The sequence below is a fragment of the Mesomycoplasma ovipneumoniae genome, assembly GCF_038095995.1.
GTDB classification, from domain to species: Bacteria; Bacillota_I; Bacilli_A; order Mycoplasmatales; family Metamycoplasmataceae; genus Mesomycoplasma; species Mesomycoplasma ovipneumoniae_F.
Genome location: NZ_CP146005.1, coordinates 1 through 19,501, shown reverse-complemented (window position 1 = coordinate 19,501; position 19,501 = coordinate 1). Strand labels below are relative to the sequence as shown.

The 19,501-nt window shown below is 29.6% G+C and carries 18 protein-coding genes; all 18 read right to left on the bottom strand.

The window, feature by feature from the left end; all coding sequences use genetic code 4:
• Positions 1-47 precede the first annotated feature (47 nt).
• Entirely contained in the window at positions 48-1,448 is a 1,401-nt protein-coding gene (gene gatB / locus V3249_RS00090; RefSeq protein ID WP_341517544.1) for an Asp-tRNA(Asn)/Glu-tRNA(Gln) amidotransferase subunit GatB, read from the bottom strand.
• A complete protein-coding gene (locus tag V3249_RS00085) occupies positions 1,438-2,757 on the bottom strand; it encodes an amidase family protein (protein WP_341517543.1) in 1,320 nt (439 codons plus the stop codon). Before V3249_RS00085 ends, gatB begins: the two co-directional genes overlap by 11 nt.
• Positions 2,750-3,043, bottom strand: a complete 294-nt coding sequence (locus V3249_RS00080) for a glutamyl-tRNA amidotransferase (RefSeq protein ID WP_044284314.1) — start codon at positions 3,041-3,043, stop codon at positions 2,750-2,752. Before V3249_RS00080 ends, V3249_RS00085 begins: the two co-directional genes overlap by 8 nt.
• Before the next feature lie 96 nt (positions 3,044-3,139).
• Complete coding sequence (locus V3249_RS00075) at positions 3,140-3,991, bottom strand: RluA family pseudouridine synthase (protein WP_337896715.1); 852 nt, start codon at positions 3,989-3,991, stop codon at positions 3,140-3,142.
• Positions 3,992-3,996: 5 nt separating this feature from the next.
• Positions 3,997-4,860 (bottom strand): class II fructose-1,6-bisphosphate aldolase, encoded by an 864-nt coding sequence (fba, locus tag V3249_RS00070; RefSeq protein ID WP_044284294.1) that lies wholly within the window; start codon positions 4,858-4,860, stop codon positions 3,997-3,999.
• A 22-nt stretch (positions 4,861-4,882) separates the two neighbouring features.
• Positions 4,883-5,128: a DNA-directed RNA polymerase subunit delta gene (gene rpoE / locus V3249_RS00065; protein ID WP_044284293.1), complete on the bottom strand. Its 246-nt coding sequence runs from the start codon at positions 5,126-5,128 to the stop codon at positions 4,883-4,885.
• Between the two features lie 3 nt (positions 5,129-5,131).
• Complete coding sequence (argS, locus tag V3249_RS00060) at positions 5,132-6,736, bottom strand: arginine--tRNA ligase (RefSeq protein ID WP_341517542.1); 1,605 nt, start codon at positions 6,734-6,736, stop codon at positions 5,132-5,134.
• A complete protein-coding gene (grpE, locus tag V3249_RS00055; RefSeq protein WP_337902495.1) occupies positions 6,720-7,466 on the bottom strand; it encodes a nucleotide exchange factor GrpE in 747 nt (248 codons plus the stop codon). The genes argS and grpE overlap by 17 nt, the downstream gene beginning before the upstream one ends.
• A 2-nt stretch (positions 7,467-7,468) precedes the next feature.
• Positions 7,469-8,476: a heat-inducible transcriptional repressor HrcA gene (locus V3249_RS00050; RefSeq protein ID WP_332977284.1), complete on the bottom strand. Its 1,008-nt coding sequence runs from the start codon at positions 8,474-8,476 to the stop codon at positions 7,469-7,471.
• Between the two features lie 70 nt (positions 8,477-8,546).
• The gene (locus tag V3249_RS00045; RefSeq protein ID WP_341517541.1) at positions 8,547-10,574 is read right to left on the bottom strand and encodes a thioredoxin domain-containing protein; all 2,028 of its coding nucleotides are present in this window, start codon (positions 10,572-10,574) and stop codon (positions 8,547-8,549) included.
• Between the two features lie 121 nt (positions 10,575-10,695).
• Positions 10,696-11,697, bottom strand: a complete 1,002-nt coding sequence (gene ftsY / locus V3249_RS00040; RefSeq protein ID WP_303465739.1) for a signal recognition particle-docking protein FtsY — start codon at positions 11,695-11,697, stop codon at positions 10,696-10,698.
• Positions 11,698-11,774: 77 nt separating this feature from the next.
• Positions 11,775-12,362: a Panacea domain-containing protein gene (locus V3249_RS00035; RefSeq protein WP_341517540.1), complete on the bottom strand. Its 588-nt coding sequence runs from the start codon at positions 12,360-12,362 to the stop codon at positions 11,775-11,777.
• Positions 12,363-12,445: 83 nt separating this feature from the next.
• Positions 12,446-13,420 carry a bifunctional oligoribonuclease/PAP phosphatase NrnA gene (locus V3249_RS00030; RefSeq protein WP_337902492.1) on the bottom strand — a complete coding sequence of 325 codons (975 nt, stop codon included), beginning with the start codon at positions 13,418-13,420 and terminating at the stop codon, positions 12,446-12,448.
• Positions 13,413-14,396, bottom strand: coding sequence for a bifunctional oligoribonuclease/PAP phosphatase NrnA (locus V3249_RS00025; protein WP_341517539.1), 984 nt, complete (start codon positions 14,394-14,396; stop codon positions 13,413-13,415). Before V3249_RS00025 ends, V3249_RS00030 begins: the two co-directional genes overlap by 8 nt.
• A gap of 11 nt (positions 14,397-14,407) precedes the next feature.
• Entirely contained in the window at positions 14,408-14,866 is a 459-nt protein-coding gene (locus V3249_RS00020) for a 23S rRNA (pseudouridine(1915)-N(3))-methyltransferase RlmH (protein ID WP_337902489.1), read from the bottom strand.
• Positions 14,866-16,725 carry a tRNA uridine-5-carboxymethylaminomethyl(34) synthesis enzyme MnmG gene (gene mnmG, locus V3249_RS00015; RefSeq protein ID WP_337902488.1) on the bottom strand — a complete coding sequence of 620 codons (1,860 nt, stop codon included), beginning with the start codon at positions 16,723-16,725 and terminating at the stop codon, positions 14,866-14,868. The genes V3249_RS00020 and mnmG overlap by 1 nt, the downstream gene beginning before the upstream one ends.
• An 85-nt stretch (positions 16,726-16,810) precedes the next feature.
• Positions 16,811-17,947, bottom strand: a complete 1,137-nt coding sequence (locus V3249_RS00010) for a DNA polymerase III subunit beta (RefSeq protein ID WP_337895750.1) — start codon at positions 17,945-17,947, stop codon at positions 16,811-16,813.
• Between the two features lie 165 nt (positions 17,948-18,112).
• A complete protein-coding gene (gene dnaA / locus V3249_RS00005; protein ID WP_341517538.1) occupies positions 18,113-19,501 on the bottom strand; it encodes a chromosomal replication initiator protein DnaA in 1,389 nt (462 codons plus the stop codon).

Below are 19,501 nucleotides of genomic sequence, written 5' to 3'. Positions count from 1 at the left end.
TATATGCAATTTTAGGCGAAAAAAATCATTCAAAAATGATTTTATTTTTAAAGATTTTTTAGCCACTCAGTCAAAATCAAATTTACTTTTTTAGGATCAGCATTACCTTTTGTTTTTTTGATTAATTTACCTATTAGAATTTTAAATAATTTTTCTTTATTGTTTTTATTTTGCTCAATTTGGTCAATTTCCTGACTAACAAGTTCAGCCAAAAGACTTTTAATCTCGTCATCAGATAATTTTTTGTCCAAAATTGTTTTTATAATGCTCTCAAGTTCTAGGTTAGGTTTGTTGTTCTTTATTTCAATTATTTGACGAAAATCACTATTAGTTATTTGATTTTCTAATAGTTTTTTGACCGAATTTCCAAAAAAATCAGAGTCAATAAAAAGCTGGTCAAAGCCGTCTTTGTTAATAATTGGAACTATTTCAGCAAAAAATAATTTTACACTTTGGGATCAATTTTCTGGATTTGAATTTTTTAAGAAAGTTCAAAATTCAAAATTATTTAAAATTTGATTAATATAAAATGTAGAAACACCGTGTTTTTCAAGGTTTTTTTGGATTTCTAAAGGACTAAGCGGGACTTGGATAGAGTCAATAAATTCTTTTGTCAGTTCGATATAAGGTAAATTTGGCTCAGGAAAATATTTATAATCTATGGCATCAGTTTTGGTTCGTAATGTTTGATTTTTTATTAGTTTGTCGTTAAATTTTTTAGTGACTTGAGAAACTTTTTGACCTTTTTCGTAAGTATTAATTTGCTCTTCAATTTCAAGTTGAGCAGCTTTTTGGATGTTAGAAATTGAATTTATGTTTTTAATTTCAACTTTTGGGTTAAAAAATTCTTGATTCTTTTCGCGAACCGAAATGTTTATGTCAGCACGAAGTGAACCATTTTCTAATTTTGCATCAGAAATGCCTAAAAATAAAGCTAATTTTCTGATTTCATCAACATATTGAGCAGCTTTTTCGGCCGAATCTAGCATCGGATAAGTCACTATTTCAATCAAAGGAACGCCACAGCGATTATAGTCAAAAAATGTCTGATTTTCTTTATGAATTTGCTTTGCCGTGTCTTCTTCAAGGTGAATTCTTTCAATCAAAACAGTAAAATCGCCAACTTTTATTGAACCATTTTTTCCAATTGGATAAAATTGCTGGGTAATTTGAAAACCTTTTGGCAAATCAGGGTAAAAATAATTTTTCCGGTCAAAAGCTAATACTGACGGAATTTCCATTTTTAAGGATTTAGCTAAAATTATTGCTTTTTCGACAGCTTTTTTATTTATTTTTGGCAATGTTCCAAGATAACCTAAGTCAAAAAGATTAAAAAATTTATTAGGTTGACCACTTGAATTTGGCGAATTTGAGAACATTTTTGCCTTTGTATTAAGTTCTAAGTGAATTTCAACCCCAATAGTTACTAAATATTTATTATTCAACATTAATGTCACCTATTTTTTCTTCAATATAAAGTGAGAAACCTAATAAACTTGCATCAGAGTTAATTTTTGAGTCAATGGCTAGATTAAAAGGTAAATTTTTGTGTTTTCCTAATGGGATTGTTATCGAAGGATTGCCGACTAAATTAGAAATTGCAAGTATAAAATTGGTAATTTGGTCACTTTTTTCGCTGTTTTTTCCAAAAACATCAGGCGCAACGCCATAAAAAGCAGGGAAAAGCACTATATCAAACTGATTCAAAAATGATTCATAATAATTTTTGATTAGGGTTCTAATTTTTTTTGCCTTAATGAAAAAGTGTTCTTGATTTTTTTGCTCAAGGAAAAAAGATCCTCAAATTAGTCTTTTTTGAAGCATAAAGCCAAATCCGTCTGTCCTTGTTTTTAGGAAAATATCTTCTCATTTTAGATTTTTGTCCGTATTTCCAAAAGTTAAACCGTTTATTGCCGACAGATTTGAAGTAGCTTCTGAGTAAGAAATAATTTCATAAACTGGTAAAATTGTTTTTAGCAAATTTAAATCTGGTGTTACATTCTCAACTAAAACACCCTCAGATTGTAAAATATGCTGTAATTTATAGAGTTTTTCTTTAACATAAGGTTCAATTTCGTCATCAAAATTTAAGAATAAAGCTTTTTTTGGCTTAGTTTTTTCAACTTTTTGGACTTGTACTTCAACAGAAGTTAAATCATTTTCATCTTGACCAAAAACTGTTTGAGAAACCAAAATCGAATCACTAACATTATGAGTAAGTCAAGCGACTGTGTCAAGAGAAGTTGCATAAGCAAACAAACCATGACGAGAAACGGCACCATATGAAGGCTTAAAACCGACTTTTCCGACAAAACTAGCAGGTCTTCTAATTGAATCACCGGTGTCTGAGCCGATTGCAAAATGGACAGAGTCAATTGTTGCTGCACTTCCTGATGATGAGCCGCCAACTAACTTGGTTTTGTCAAGTGGATTTAAAATTTTACCAAAAAAAGAAAAAAGACCTTTCCCACCTAGACCTAATTCGTCGTTATAAACTTTAATTAATGATTGGGCTCCTTGATCAATTAATTTTTGAAAAACTGTTGAATTATATCCAGGTCTAAAATTAATAAGCGAATTTGATGAACCATGTGAGACTCCTTCAATGGTGGCAAAATTTGATTTTATGCTAAAAAACATGCCTGACAATATTCCCTTTTTTTGATTTTTTAGTTCAAAAAAAGAAAAAACAGCATTATTTTCATCTTTTTTTAATTTTTCAGTCGCTTGGTCTATATTTAGTTCAAATTTAGTCATCTATCACCTTTTTGGTTATAATTTCATTTTGATCCGCATGGACTGAATTTGTAAAAAGTTGAGATCTAAAATCAGAAAAATTTGGCTCATCATCGAATAAAATTTCAATTCCTTTTGGAAAAGAGTTGATTTTTTCCAAGCTAGGAACGTCTTTTGTATCAAAAGTATGCAAAAAATTAATTCGTTCTAGCATTTGGTCTTTTTCTTGTAAAACGGTCTCAATTACTTTTTCACTAGGAACAAAATAAAGCGATTTTGCAAGTTTGATTATTTTTTCTCTATCCATTTTACCTCCAATTTTGTTATTTTAATTTATGTTAAATTTAAAATTATACTAGAAATTAGGGTTTAATTTGAATTTTAAGTAAAAAATGATGAAAATCTATGGTTTTCATCATTCTGGTTTTGAGACAAATTTTTTCCCGTTTAAATAAGATAAAAAGCCGTCTAAATTATTGAATTTTAAAGAAAATGAATGCAAAAATAAGCGATTTTTTGGCTCGCCGTTGTATTTTTCATCACCAAAAATCGGGAAGCCCAGGTGTGATAAAGTTGCTCGGATTTGATGTTTTTTGCCAGTATGTAAAATCGCAAAATTTCTGTTGTTTTTAGAAAAAAATGTCGTAGAAATAAGCTGGCATCCTACTTGATTTTTGCAGACTTCCATTTTTTTATTAAGGTCGTTTTTCCTTATAAAAAGATCGGTTTTTATAGTTTTTTTTAGCTTTATTTTTGACTCAAAGGTATAAATTTTCTCAAAAAATTTCTGCTTTTTATTAAGTTCAACAACACTTTTATAATTAAGTCCGTATAAAATAATTCCAGATGTTTTTTTATCAAGACGCCCAACATGCGAAGGCATAAAAACGTCGGTTTTTTCTATTTTTAAATAATTTCAAACGGCCAAATCAAGATTGCTGTCACCACCATGAACTTGTAAATCCTTAGGTTTTTCAACAATCAAAACATTTGAATCTTGATAAATTATTTTTAAATTTGCCTTTATTTTAGGTAACTTTTTTTGATTTTCAACTTCTTTTTTAGAGTTAAAAATCAAAACTCTGTCACCTAAAGCCAGCAAATATTTTTGTGATTCAACCTTATTATTGACCTTAATTTTTTTATTACGAAAAAGCTTTTGAATTTCGTTATAATTGAAATTCAAAAGCAATTTTTTAACTAATTGAATAAGTTTTTGGCCTACTTGATTTTCAGATACGCTAAATTCTATCATCCAAATTATGCTTGATTTTCTGAACCAAATTCGACAATTTTAGCCTCAACAAGTTCTTGGATCGCTTTTGTTCCTGGGGCTAATAATTTTCGAGGGTCAAAATTTTTGCCTTCTTTAATTTTTCCAGAAACAACAAAATCTGTTACAGCAGCAGCATTGGCCTGTTGAAGTTCAGTGTTTACATTAATTTTTGCAATTCCTAGTTTAATTGCTTTTTGAATTTGATCTTTCGGAAGACCACTACCACCGTGTAAAACTAGTGGAAGTTGAGTTTTTTCAGAAATTTTGTCTAAAACATCAAAGTCTAGAGATTTTCAACTAGACGGATAAACACCGTGAATGTTACCAATTCCGGCAGCCAGGCAGGTAATTCCAGTTTTGGAAATTTCATATGCTTGATCAACGTCAGCAATTTCACCATTTCCGACAATTCCGTCTTCTTCGCCACCAATTTGGCCAACTTCAGCTTCAACTGTTGCATTTTTTGAATTTGCAAGCTCAACAATTTCTCTTGTTAGCTCTAAATTTTTTGAAAATTCTTCTCTTGAACCATCATACATAACTGAAGTAAATCCTGTTTCAAGAGCTTTTTTGCAAGTTTCAAAACTTCCGTGATCCAAATGAAGCGCAACAGGTACTGTTATTTCTAAAAATTCAATTAAATTTGTCACTAAATTATAAACGGTTTTTAGACCTCCCATATATTTTAGAGCACCTTCTGAGGTCGCGATTATTAAAGGAGATTTTTTGGCTTGCGCGCCAAGAAGCGCAGCTTTTGTTCATTCAAGATTATTTATGTTAATATGTGGAATTGCGTATTTGTTTTTACGAGCTTTTTCCAACATTGCTTTTGTATTTTGTAGATTCATTTTACACCTTTAAAAAAATAAATTAAATTAAAATATCACTTCTAAGGGCTCAGTAATTATTGCCCAAAGCAACAAAACTACCGTCAATTGTTAATAATTTATAGAGCTCGCCTCTTTTTAAAGTTAAAATTTTATCTGTGGATAAATTAGGTAATTGATTTTCTCATTTTGACATCAAGGCCACCTGAACTTCAAGAAAAATGTCGCTAAAATGAGCAGATTCTCGGTTTTTTAGAAAATTTATTGCTATTGAAATTATAGTTTTCATCTTTTAAATCCTTTCTTTTGCCTTTATTCCAAGTAATTTTAATCCATTTTTTAAAACAATTGAGACAGCTTTTGTTAAACATAAAAGATTATTTGTGTCTGAATTATTCAATATTTTTGTATTAGAATAAAAAGAATTAAAGAGGTTAGCTAATTCTAGTAAATATTTTGGTAGCAAATTAATTTTATAATTTTTTGCTATTTTTAAAACAATTTCCTCAAATTGGTTTAATTTTGAAATTAAATTAGTTTCATTTTCTAATTTAAATGCGCCTAAATTTTCGACATTTAAATTAGATTTAGCCAGCAAATTAACCGCACGAGCATGGGCATATTGGATTAAAAACAACGGATTCTGTGAATCTATGCTACTTGCTAAGTCTACATCAAATTCTACAAGCGAATTATACCCCCGTTCAGCAATAAAATAACGAATTGCATCAGCATTTGCAACTTGAAGAAGGTCTTTGATTGTAAAAGTTTGTCCTTTTCTTTTGGACATTTTAAATTCTTTCCCGTTTTTTACTAATTTTACAAGTTGATATAGCAAAATTTGCAATTTATTTTCCTGATTAGCAATTTTTAGGGCCGCTTTTACACGGTCAACATAGCCAATATGGTCTGCTCCTCAAATATTTATTAAAATTTCGGGCTTAAATTCTGAATTAATTTTGTGTAAATGATAGGCAATATCACTTGAAAAATAAGTGTAGTTACCACCGTTTTTTATTAAAACGCGATCTTTTTGATCGCCAAAATCTGATGTTTTTAGTCAAAGCGCGTTGTCTTTTTTATATGTAAAACCTATATTTTCAAGGGTTTTTTGAACATTTCCAGATAAAAATAAATCACTTTCAGATGTGAATTTATCAAATTTAATTGATAAATTTGATAAATCTTTTTTTATTTCACTAAGAAAAAAATCAAGAGATTTTTGGCGAAAAATGCTGTAAATTTCGGAGTTTTCAAGACTTGATGATTCAAATTTATTGCCATATTCGTCAAAAAAATTTTTGGCCATTAAAATAATTTCTTCACCAAGATAAGCTTCTTCTGGAAGAGGAATATCTTTAAAAATTTGTTGATAACGGGCAAAAACTGAACCAACTAATTTGTCAATTTGAGAACCAAAATCATTTACATAATACTCGCGAAGAACAGAATTACCTGAAAATTCAAGAATATTTGACAAAATATCACCAATAACAGCACTTCTGAGATGACCAAGGTGTAAAAATCCAGTCGGGTTAGCAGAAACAAATTCGACATTTATTTTTTTTGACAAAAAACTTCGACCAAAATTTTCATTTTGATCGATTATTTTCTTAACAATTTTTGAATATTCTGTTTTGGAAACAAAAAAATTCAAAAATCCAGGTGCAGCTATCTCGATTTTTTCAAGCCCTAATTCTTGCTGGTTTAATCAGTTTTTAATTTTTTCTGCAAGTTCTAAAGGCTTTAATTTATTTTGTTTTGAAAAAATTAAAGCTACATTTGTACTAAAGTCGCCAAAATTCTTCGATTTTTCAACTATTATCTTGGTTTTATCAAAAATTAAATTATTTTTGATAAAAAATTCGGATATTTGGTTACTAATTTTTTTGTTCATTTGTGTTTCCAACAACTACAAGCGCTGTTTTTACAACCCGATCATGAAGTTTGTATCCAATTGAAATTATGTCAGAAATTTTATCTTTTTCTCCGTTAGAAACTTCATAAACTTCGTGCACTGAAGAATCAAAAAAACCACCTATTTCAGGCACTATTTTTGTTATTCCGAAATTTTCCATAACATTTTCGATTTGACCAACAAGCATCTCAAATCCTTTTACATATGAAGAAGTTTCGGGATTTTCTGCATTTAAACCATATGAAATTGCTTTTTTAAGATTTAAAAATGGTGAAATAAACTCTTCAAAAAAAGGTTGTAAGCTGTATTTTTTTATGTGATTTTGGTCATTTTCAAATTTAACTTGAAGTTCAGATTTAATATCTTTAACTTTTTGAGCGGCTTTTTCCTCGAAAATTTTGACTTGAGATTTAAAGTCATCCTCAATTTTTTTGATTTTGTCTTTTAATTTTAAGGACTCAATTTCAAGACTAATGTTTTTTGTAGTTAATGATTGGATTTGATTTTCAAGGTCTTTTAATTTAGATTCCTTTTTTAAAAAACGACGTGATTTTTTGGCGTTTTTTTCATTATTTTCTGTTTCAGTTTCTATTTTTTGGGCTGAATTTTCAAGGTTATTTTCGACTGACTCGCTAGAAATTTTTTCAGATTCTTGTTGTTCGCTGTTGTTTAGATTAGTTTTTTTATCTTCAGAATTCTCAAAAATCATTATTATTCCTTTCTATTTTTGTTTTTATTTGATAGAAAATCTTCTAAAAGTTTTATGCCTGTTCGCGCTGCAGAATAATTAATTTTTTTCGTTGATCCTATCATGCTAATTTCCTTGATTGCAAAGGATTTTTCAAGTTTTTTTGAGATAAATGAGGTTTCAGGCGATTCTATACTGATTTTTAAGGTTTCATCTTCAGTGGTAGTTTTTTCGTCTAGCATTTCTCAAATCGACTTTTTTTCAATCAAATTAAGCAAATCAACAAGTCTGGTTCTAGAAATTTCGCTATCTAAGATTAACATATTTTTATTATAAACGTCTGATTTATTTTGGATTTGGAAGTTAAAAATTTTGTGTATAAAATGATGCAAAAGTTCATCGCTATGTTTAATTTGTTTTTCTAATTCTTGTTTTAAAATGATTAATTTTGATGAAACTTCTGCTAATGGAGTATTTATTAGTCTTTGTTGAAATAGGCGAATTGCGATTTTGACATCCTGCAGAGAAATTGAAGGTGAAAATGTGATTTTTTTATTTTCAACACTGCCGCTAGAGCTAACAACGACAACAATCCCTTCATTTTGCGATATTTGTGTCAAGTTTATTGACATTAAACGGTCATTTTCATTGCTAGTTGTGGTAATTATTGTGGTGCCGACAGATTCAGAAATCAAATTAAATGCTTCAGAAATTGTATTTTCAATGCTGACACGTCGGCGGGCAAACAAGTCTTTTAGTTTATTTGCTAAAATTTCGTTTTCGTCGAATGACAAAAATTCAGCATAGTACTGAAACCCTCTTAGTGTTGGAATTCTACCACTTGAAATATGAGGTTTTTCCAAAAAACCTTCTTTTTCAAGTTGATTCATTACCATTCTAAGGTGTGAAGAGGATTTTTTTATGCTGTAATTTTCTTTTAAAGTGTTTGAACCGATTGATTCTCCGGTTTTAATAAAATTTTCAACTATCTGCTTTAAATATTTTTCTTTTTTAGCATCTAACCTTGACATTGTTGTTAAATTATAACAAAAAAACTGAAAAATAGTTAATTTTAGTAGTGTGAAAATTTAAATTTTGTCCTTATTTTTTTAAGGCTTCTTCAATTGTTTCAATTAACAATTCTGCTGGAGCGTATTCAAATTTTTTGAAAATTGGCTTACCGTCTTTGAAAACGAAGTGAGTTGGCACAAAAAGAACTTCGTATTCAGTGTCTTTTTTTCTAAATAATTGCGCTTCTTCTGCATTAACCTGAATTAATTTTACATCAGTTCTGTTTTTAAAGTACTCAGAAAGTTCTTCATTAACAGGCTCTTGCATTTTGCAATCACCACACCAGTCAACCGCAAATTCTAAGTAAACAACACCAGTTTTAATTTCTTCCTGGGCGTCTTTTCATAGCATTTTTTTCATTTTTAGCTCCTTTTCTTCTGGATAAATGTTATGAATTATAACAGAAACATTGGGTTCTTTATCAAAAATACGGAAAATCTTTTTTTTGATATTTTTTTGAGTTTTTTGTTGTAATTCTTTCAAAATTTTATCATTTATTTTCTTAATATTCGAAAAATTATCAAAAATAATTTTTCGAATTATCTCATGATATGATTCACGGTTTTCACGGCTTAAAATTCCGTGATCAGTTATTTCAACTTTTGAGACAATCTTTTTTAAAATAGGATTGAACAAAAAGGAAACAATTATCAATCCATCTTGAGATAATGATTCGCGTTCTTTTAGCACTTCAAAAGAAACATCACCAATTCCATAGCCTGAAATATAAATTTCATCTTGTCCTTTTGTCAGTTTTTTACGTGAAAATAAATTTCCGTCAATAAAATTAGCTATTCTTTTGTTTTGTAAAATAATTGTGTTTTGCCTATTTATTTTATTATTAGCCGCAATATTTGAAGCAACAACTAAATATCGATAAAGTCCTTGAATTGGAATAAAATATTTTGGCTTAAGAAGGTCAATCATATCAGAAATATCTTCTTTGTATGGGCGTGCTAGTCCAAAATCTGATTCAGAAATATCGACTATATTTGTTACAGATTTAGCAATTTGGTCTAAAACTTTAGCATAAAGTTGCTCCATCCCGTTAATTGGAGGGGTTAGCATAATTACATAATCTGACTTTTTTAGCTTAAAATAGGCATCATCATTCTGAAGAACACGGTTAAATCGGTGACAAATTCTCTCAGGACTAGATGTTATTAAAACGACAGAATTTTTTTGCTTGTTTGCAAATTTATAGTCAAAAAAAGTTGGCAAACTCTTTATTTTATTTGTTGTTAATTTATCAAGCTTATAAATCATGTCGTATAATTTGTCATATTTTTTTCCATAAGCTGTAATTTGCCTGTTAAATTTCAAGGCAAGATCTATGATTTCCTGAATTGAAACCATTTCTTCATCATAAGCTGAAACGACAATTCGCGAATTTTTGTCGGCTTGCAGGAAACTTTTTTCAAGAAAAGATCTAGCAAAAAGCTTGTTCATTGCTTTTCCAGGCACATTCGATTTACCTGAATCAGAGATAAACATTAAAACACCTTTTGGGTTCTGGCTAACTTTTTTGATTAAGTCAAAATTAGTTTCACCATAAACTCCTAAATTTCCAACGACATAATTGGACATAAAAACAATTGAGCCATCCTCAGTTTGAAAGCAAAAACCGATTGAACCAGGCATTGAACCTGCGACCGAAAAGGGAATTATAGTTATTTTTTCACTAATTTTTAGCTCAGATATTATTGGTTTTATCTCAAAAGTAGCATCTTCAATATTATATTTGCTCATTCGGTCAAGAATTAGCGCTTTAGTGAAAAAAGAGCTATAAATCGTTACGTTTTTTAGTTTCATAACTAGCCAAGGGATTCCTGAAAATGATTCATTTTTGGCGTCAGTTATAAAAACACCTTTTATTTTTTCCTTGTTTTCTTCAATATAAGTGTAATCTGGAATAATTGTGTCAACCCCAACTGAACTGTCAAGCGGGATTTTAGCACCTGCGTTTATAACGAAAATATCGTCGTCAATTTCTAAAATATAGCAATTTTTTCCGTTTTCATCTTGGCCGCCTAGTGCAAAAAAACTAATTTTAGCCATAATTTCCTTTTAATTTTTATTTTATTTATGCGAATTTTTCACATAAGGTTTATTAATATTTTTTAACATTTTTAATTATTATTTTTGCAAGGGCTACAAATCTAAAGATTTGCCAAAATCTTTAGATTTGATATTGATTTTTTACTCCTTTAGTGATTGCAAAAATAAATAAATCTAGATCAAACGGCTGTAAGTCATCCATTCCTTCGCCTAGACCAACTAATTTTACACTGATATTAAGTTGATCTTTGATTGAAAAAACGATTCCACCTTTGCTTGTGCCGTCCATTTTTGTTAAAATTATACCAGAAATTGGAGTTGCTTTTGTAAATATTTCAGCTTGAGAGACCCCGTTTTGACCTGTTGTTGCATCAATTACCAAAAGTGACTCATGAGGCCCGTCTGGTATTTTTTGAGAAATTATTTTGTTAATTTTTGCTAATTCTTGCATTAAATTGACGTTATTTTGTAGTCTTCCGGCTGTATCAATTAAGACTAAATCCATTTTTTCTCGTATTGCAAAATCCAGACCGCGAAAAACTACAGAGCCTGGATCTTTTTCATTAGTTGCTGGTTTTACAATTGAAGCACCAACTCTTTTAGCCCATATTTCAAGTTGCTCAACAGCAGCCGCACGGAAAGTATCTGCTGCAATAATTAAAACTTTTTTACCTTCAAGCACATATTTGCGAGCTATTTTAGAAATTGAAGTTGTTTTTCCAGAACCATTAACACCAGAAATTAAAAAAACGTTAATTCTATCGGTTTTTACGTTCAAATTTATGTTTACAATTGACCGGTTTGAATAAATTGTATACATTTTATCCATAATAATTTCGGTAATTAATTCAGGATTGTCAATGTTATGAAAGCGAACTTCATCTTTTAGCGCATTTATTATTGTGTTTACAAAATTTGGAGAAATATCTGACATTATTAGTATTTCTTCAAGCTCATCAAAAAAATCATCATCAATCTTGATGTGTTTTTTTTGAAGTTGAACAATTTGATTCAAAAAAGAAAGTCTAGATTTAGACAAACCAGCCACGTATTTATCTAAATTAGCAGCTTTTTTTTCTTTTGAACCAAAAATTTTTTCTTTGATTTTTTGAAAAAAAGACATTTTGTGGTTCCTATAATTTTTAATAAATATATTATAAATTATAAGGGGTTTTAATTTTTTATTAAATGTTAAAAAAATTAAAAATCGGTTTTTAGCACATCTATTTCGCTGTCTTCAAGTATCGTTTCGTTAAGAATAATTTTGCTTGTTGGGTTGGACAAGGCGGTTTTGTATGATTTTTGTTTGTATGACAAGTTCATTAATTCATTTGGACGCATTTTTTTCAACCGTTCAAAAACAAAGACAAAACAATCTCACCGTTTTTCTTGAGCCTCTATTTTTTGTTCTTCGGTAAAAGTTTCGCCGTAATCATGGCTAAAGTCTTTCAAAAAATCGTTTTTTAGTATGCCCTTGAATTCGTCAATTATATCATTTCTGCGATAATCTAAAATATCCTCAAGATCGTAAGAGGTATTTTTAGGTGTCTGAAAGCTAAAAAACTGAGTTTTTAAAACTGTTCATGAAACAGGGCCATATTTGTATGACTCAAAATCATCAGAAAAAAACGGTTCATTATAAAGTCTATAAAATTTTCAATGCGTAAATCATAGTATTTTTTGAACTCAAGTTCGATAAAGCTCAGTTTCTCCGCTGTCGACATGATAAAGCGCAAATAAATAATTTAAAAATTTTTTAATATCAATCCCATTCATAACAACCTCCATGGTGTGTTTGTGAATATTAATTTTTTTATGATTTTTAGCCAAAAAATGGAAAAATTTAGTATTTTGGTCGACATTTTTCCTTTTTAACTTGAAGAATTAGCTTTTCATTCTTCATATTCTGCTTGACAATCCTGAACTAATAAATCTAATTTTTCAAGGTTTTCAAGAATAGTTCCTGAAGCATTAAGGTGACCGCCCCCGCCTCATTTTAGGGCAATTTTTTGAACATTTGGGCCTGTTGATCGAAATTCAACACGTCATGAATTTTGGGTTTCTTGAACTAAACAGAGTCAAATTTTATAATCATCGATGTTTGCTAATAAATTTGGTTTAACTGAATTTTGTGAATTTTTTTGTAGTTTTTGCTGTTCTTCAATGGATAAAGTGTAATAAATTACATTTTTGTAAGTTTTTTTATTAGCAAAAATGTAACTATCAAATTCAAGGTCAGATAATCTTTTAGCATTTAATTTTTCATGAATTTTTGAAAAATTAAATCCAGTTTCAAATAAAACTGCCGTTAAAAAGTGGGTTCGCGCTGATGTATTTTTATATAAAAAGCGCCCTGAATCTGTGTAAATTCCAAGATAAATAAGTTCGGCTGATCTTTTTGAAATTTTTCAGTTTAATTCATGAGCTAAATCTGCAATTTGTTCACAAGCGGCAATATAAGTCGGATCAACTCAGCGATAAGCTTCACCTAAATCATCTTCATTTGGATGATGATCAATTCTCAAAATTGATTTGAATCGAATTTGCTCAAATAAATAAGCAAATTCGATTCGGTTTTTAAAGTTTGCATCAACAATTATGGCTAAGGATTTTTCCAAAATTTCTTTTTCAGGAACTGAATCTTCTTTTAAATCTAAAAATGAGAATGATTTCTTAAAATCTCCGATTGCAAAAACTTGCTTATTTGGAAAATTTTCTAAAATAAGTGATTTCAAACCGTTTTGAGCTCCAAGACAGTCTCCATCAGGTCTGATGTGGTGAAAAATCACGATTGAGTCGTGATTTTCGATGAGATTTTTAATTTCTGTTGCTATTTTTTTATCCATTACGTTTAAAACCTTCGGCTAATTTTTCTAGTTTTTCTAGTATTTCGCTAATATTTTGATTAATTTTATCTTTATTATCCAAATTAACCCCTGCAGCAAAAGGGTGACCGCCTCCGCCATATTCGGCCGCTATTTTATTAATAACAGGTCCGTTTGAACGAATTCTTACCCGGATTTGGTTTTCATATTCAATCAAAAACAGCCAAATCAAGGCATCACCTATATTTGACAAAAGATTAACTGCTGAAACCTGACTTGAGGACAAGTTGAATTTTTCCTGTTCACTTTTTGAAACATAATGTCATAAAACTTTGCCTTTTTTGTTGTAATTTCCTAAAACATGTGCTTGAAAAGCGACTTCATTTTCAGTTCTTTGAGCCAAAAGGCGATTTAATTCGCTGAAATCAAAATTGGTTTTCATTAAAAAAGCCACAATTTCAAAGGTTCTTGCCGTTGTTGAAGGAAAAGCAAAACGACCTGAATCTGTTAAAATTCCTAAATAAACAAAAAGAGCAATTTCTTCGTCAATTTGTCATTTTTCTTCTTTTAAAATGAAGCCGATCATTTCAGAAGCAGCACAAAAACTTGGATCAATTCAAGTTTGATCGTAAATTTCTTCCTCTTTTTCAGGGTGGTGGTCAATTTTCACCCTTGTTTCAAATTTAGAATTCAAGAAAAAGTCTAATTCTTGAATTCTATTAATATCAGCAGTATCGACTGTAATTGCAAGTGAATTTTCAAAAAATTCGCTTGCAATTGAATCCATATTATCAAAGTGAAAATTTAGAAAATCAAATTCTTTGTTGTTATTTCCAATTAAAAAAACGTTTTTTTGGGGAAAATTTTTTTTAATTGCTTTTGCAAAACCTTGTTGAGCTCCAAGACAGTCCCCATCAGGTCTAATGTGGTGAAAAACAAAAATATTGTCGTGTTTTTCAATGTTTTTAATGATTTGTAAATATGGTTTTGAGTTCATTTTTTCCTTTTTTAGTCATCGTGGTGGTACTTTCGATTGTATTTTATAGAAAGTCCGCGATAAATTTGTTCTAGAAGTACAAGTTTGAAAATTTTATGAGGGAAAGTTATTTTACCAAATGATAAAAGCTTAATATTTGGCACTTTTTCAAGAATCAACGCTTCATCAACACCCCTTGAACCGCCGATTATGAGGCAAATATTTGCTGAGTTTAATAATTGTGAAAATTCTGGGCTAGAAATAGTTTGACCACGCTCGGTAAAAAGAAAACAGCTGTAATTTTTAGGTATTTTTTCCAAAATTAGCTTTGTTTCAATGGTTTTTTTTAAACTTATGTTTTCATTTTGACTTTCACTAAGATTAATTAAATCAACTTGGTATTTAAATTCTTTAATTTTATTGATTTCTTTTTGATATAAAACTGAAAAATCTCTAGAATTGCTTCCAAAGCCAATTATTAAAATCCTCATTATGTTTTTGCTTCTTTTTGCATTTTTAAAAGATTAAGATGAAATAAAAGCATTTGAATATCTGCTGGATTTACGCCGCTAATTCTACTTGCTTGGCCAATAGTTTTTGGTCTAACTTTTGAAAATTTATCGAGTGCTTCAGTTGATAAATTAGCAACTTTTTGATAATTTATATCTGTTGGAATCAGTAAATTTTCAAGCCTAATCATTTTTTCGGCCTCAGAATTCTGCTTTTGAATGTAGCCTTTTAAACGAGAAATGACCATTAACTCATAACCGTATTCAAAATCGGGCAAAATATCTTTAAAATCAACATCAGGTCGAGAAATTAATTTTAACTTTGAAATTCCAGTTTTTATACCGTATTTTTTTGCCAACGGATCTTTTGGCGACAAAAAATCTTTAGAAAGTTTTTCTATTTTTTTATCGATTTTTTTGTATTTTTCTTTAACTTTTAGGTAATAGTCTCTTGAAATCATACCAGAAACAAAAGCATATTTTAACATTCTGATATCAGCATTATCATTTCGAAGAATAAGTCTATATTCTGCTCTTGATGTTAGCATTCGATAAGGTTCTTTTGTCCCTTTTGTTACTAAATCATCGATTAAAACGCCTATATAACCGTCATTTCGCAAAATTTCAATTGGTTTTTTCTTTAAAATAAATTGTCCGGCATTAATTCCAGCAACCAAACCTTGGGCTGCAGCTTCTTCATATCCGCTTGTTCCGTTAATTTGACCAGCCATAAAAAGACCTTTTATTTTTTTAGTTTCCAAACTTTTTTTCAATTCAAGCGGATTAATTGCATCATATTCAATTGCATAGCCATATTTTGCGATTTTTGCATTTTCTAGACCCGGGATTGTTTTAATTATTTGGTCTTGGACTTCTTCGGGCATTGAGGTCGAAAGGCCATTTATGTACATTATGTCTTGTTTTTTTGTTTCTGGCTCAAAAAATATTTGGTGTCTAGGTTTGTCAGAAAAACGGACAATTTTATCTTCAATCGAAGGGCAATAACGAGGTCCAACTCCCAAAATTAAGCCTGAATACATTGAGGATTTGTCCAAATTTTCGTTTATTATTTGGTGTGTTTTTGAGTTAGTGTAAGTCAAATAACAGGAAATTTGTTTTTTTAGTTTGTGTTTTGATTGAAACGAAAAATTTATATTATAAAGTGGCAAAACTTCGCGTTCAACTTTTGAAAAATCAATGGTGGAAGTAAGAATTCTTGGCGGGGTTCCCGTTTTAAGTCGCTGTAATTCAAAACCGAGTTTTTTTAGGTTATTTGAGAGCAAATTTGAGGTTTCTTGACCATCAGGACCACTCGAAATAGACGAAGAACCGCGAAGAACTTTTGAGTCCATGTAGGTTCCGGTGGTTATAATTACACTTTTTGCAAAAAAAACAGCCCGTTTTTTTGTTTTTAGCCCAAAAATACGGCTTTTTTCAACCAAAAGTTCAGTTACTAAATCTTCAAAAATAGTCAAATTATCCTGTTCTTTCAGGTCTTTTAGGATAATTTTGGAATATTTTTCTTTGTCAATTTGCGCCCGCATGGCTAAAACAGCAGGGCCTTTTGACTCATTTAAATATTTGATTTGAATCATAGCAGCATCAGAAAATTTAGCCTGCACACCACCAAGAGCGTCAATTTCTCGAGTTATTATTCCTTTAGCGGGTCCGCCAATTGCTGGATTACACGGCATTGATGCTAATTTTTTTTTATCAATTGTTATCAGCGCAACTTTGAAACCTTTTTTTAAAAGTGCATAAACTGACTCAATTCCGGCGTGACCACCACCAACTACAATTGCATCAAACTCTAAACCGCTTTTATTTTTTTCTTTTGACATTTTAGACTTTCTAAATTCAATTAATTAAAAAATTATACTATATTTTAGCTGTTTTTATTGATTTTTTAAAATAGAAGTTCGCTTTTTATACAAGAATTAGACCAATAAGTTGGCTAGTTTCTGGACGCTCAGGTGATTTTATGAGCATTTTTGTCTTTTTTTCATTTATATAAATTTCAATAACGTTGTCAAAAACAGAAATTGCGTCTTTTAGATAACGATAATTGACATTTATTTCGACAAATTCAGGATCATACTCGTCAAAATTAGCAAAATTTGGATTCATTTTAAAGTCAATAACATTTTTTGTTGAGACATTAGATTGCCCTGAATCTTGTCGTGAAATAAAACCTTTTAATTCAGTTTTTGACATTGTAAGATTAATTACATTATCTTTTCCGGGCGAAATTATCGTAGTTTTATCAATTAGATCGATAATTTCGCGCTTTTTTATAGAAAAGAAATATAAAATTTCATCTTTTTTTGGCAAAACATTTGAAATATCTTTGTAGTCTATTGTCAAAATTCTTGACTGAATAGTTAAATTATCGTAAATGTAGCTAATTTTTGTAGGTTCAATATTTAATTCAATGTCTGAATCTAGCTCTGGAGGTATAAAATCTTTCAAATTTTTAGCATTAACAGAAATATTTATTTTACTTTGGTTAAAAATTTCAATTTTTTCTGAGGCAAATCTAGTTGTGTCTGTTGCTGAAAAAAATAAATAACCTGAATCAGAACTAAGATTTATCGCCGATAAAACCGGTTGAGAAGGGTTGTTTGTCGTTGCAAAAGCTGTATTTTTTACGGCTTTTTTGAAGTTTTTTGCATTTACAATTAACTTTATCCCTTTTTGGTCAAAGTCAATTTCTGGAAAAAAACTAGCATTAATAAGACTTTTTGTAAATGAAGCTTCTTCTCAGGAAACGATTAGTTCGTTGCCTTTTAATTCAAAGCTAATTTCTGAATCACATTTTTTGATAACATCACGTAAAAAAAATCCATCAATCAAACAAAAACCGACATCAATTATTTCAATTAAATTTTCTTTTTCGATAAAAACTTTATAAGAAAGTTCGCTATTTGTCGATATTATAAACAAACCTCCTCTTGTTAATTTCATAAAAAAAGAGCTCAGTGGTGAATTATTGTGACTAAGAATTGCTACTTGCATTCTTTCGATTTGTTTTTCAATAATGTTCTTTTTAATTCTAAATTTCATTTTTACTCCTTGCAAAATAAATAATAAATTTAGTTAAGTTTAGTTTTGTTAAGTTAGGTTATGTTTAGTTTAATAAAAATTATAATAAGTTTGTTTAAAAGTTCAAAAAAACAAAAAATCTTTAATTTATAGCGTTTTTTTACCAAAAAACGGAGTTAATTTCTATTATTTTTTATGTTTAAAACTTCAGTTTAAATGTTTATATATTTGATTTAAGGCCAGTTCTAATTCGTGATTGTTGCTTTGTTTTAAATCATCGATTTTTCTAAGTGTAAAAATTATTGTTGAGTGCTTTCTGTTGTTGAAAAATGACCCAACCTCATTGTGAGTCAAGTCGAGAATATTCTTGATTAATCAAATGGCGATGTCACGGGCGTGAACTATATTTTTGTCTCTTTTTTCACTTTTTATATCACTAACAGGAATTCCGTAATATTTAGAAACGGACTGAATTATTAAATCTGGCGTAATTATCTGTTCAGTTTCATGTTTTTCTACAAAAATTTCAAGCATTTTTTGCTTGTCAAAATAAATTTCGCTCTGAAATTTAATTCTATTTGTCTGAATGTAGAAAACAATTGACTTTAAAGCGCCCTCGAGCTCTCTGATTGAGTTTCGAAAGTGTTTCGAAAGAAATTCAAGCGCTTCAGTTGTCCAAATGTGTTTGTCCAAATTTTGCTCGCGCAATTTATGTGTAAAAATGCGCAAAAAATCTTCTTTTTTTGGCTTATTTAACTTTATATGCAAACCAGAACCAAACCTTGTGATAAATCTTTCTTCAAAACCACCTAATAAAGAAGGTGATTTATCTGACGTAATAATCACAGTTTTATCATTTTCAATAAATTTGTTCAAAATTTCAAGAGCAACTATTGAAGTTTGATGTTTATGCCCTAAACCTTGAATGTCATCAAATAAAAAAACGTCAACTTGAGTCAGTCATTCTAAAAAATCACTGATTTTATTGCTTTCTCCATTTTGCATTCAACCGGTTATACAACTTATAAACTTATAATCATTAATGTAGAAAACTTTTTTGCCTTTTTCAGCAAGCAAATTTCCGATGGCATTAATAAAGTGAGTTTTCCCTATTCCCGAAGGTCCTGAAATAAAAATAGGTGAAAAATTGAGCTTTGTGTCGCTTATAATCGAATCGTAAATGCTAAAAATCTGAAAATTATAGTTAGACCTTATAAAGTTTTTAAAGGTAAATTTATTCAAAAAATTGTTTATTTTAAAGCTGCAATACTTGTTTTTTATAGTAAAATCCTGTGTTTGTTTAGGTTTTTCTATATAATTATTTTCATTATTAAAAGTTAAAACCTTAGAAATTTCAAGGTTAGAAATCGCTTTTTCGACAGTGTCAATTCATCGAGAAATAACTTCTTGTTTTGCAATTTGGTCTGTAAAATCAATGATAATTTCGTTTTCGGTCTCGTTTACCACAAAAATTGTTTGAAAAAAATTGTTGTAAACCATTTTGTCATTTAATAGGTTTTCAATTTGTTGCCGAAGTTCTTGGGTTCTGATTTTTATATTACTATTTGCTTTCAT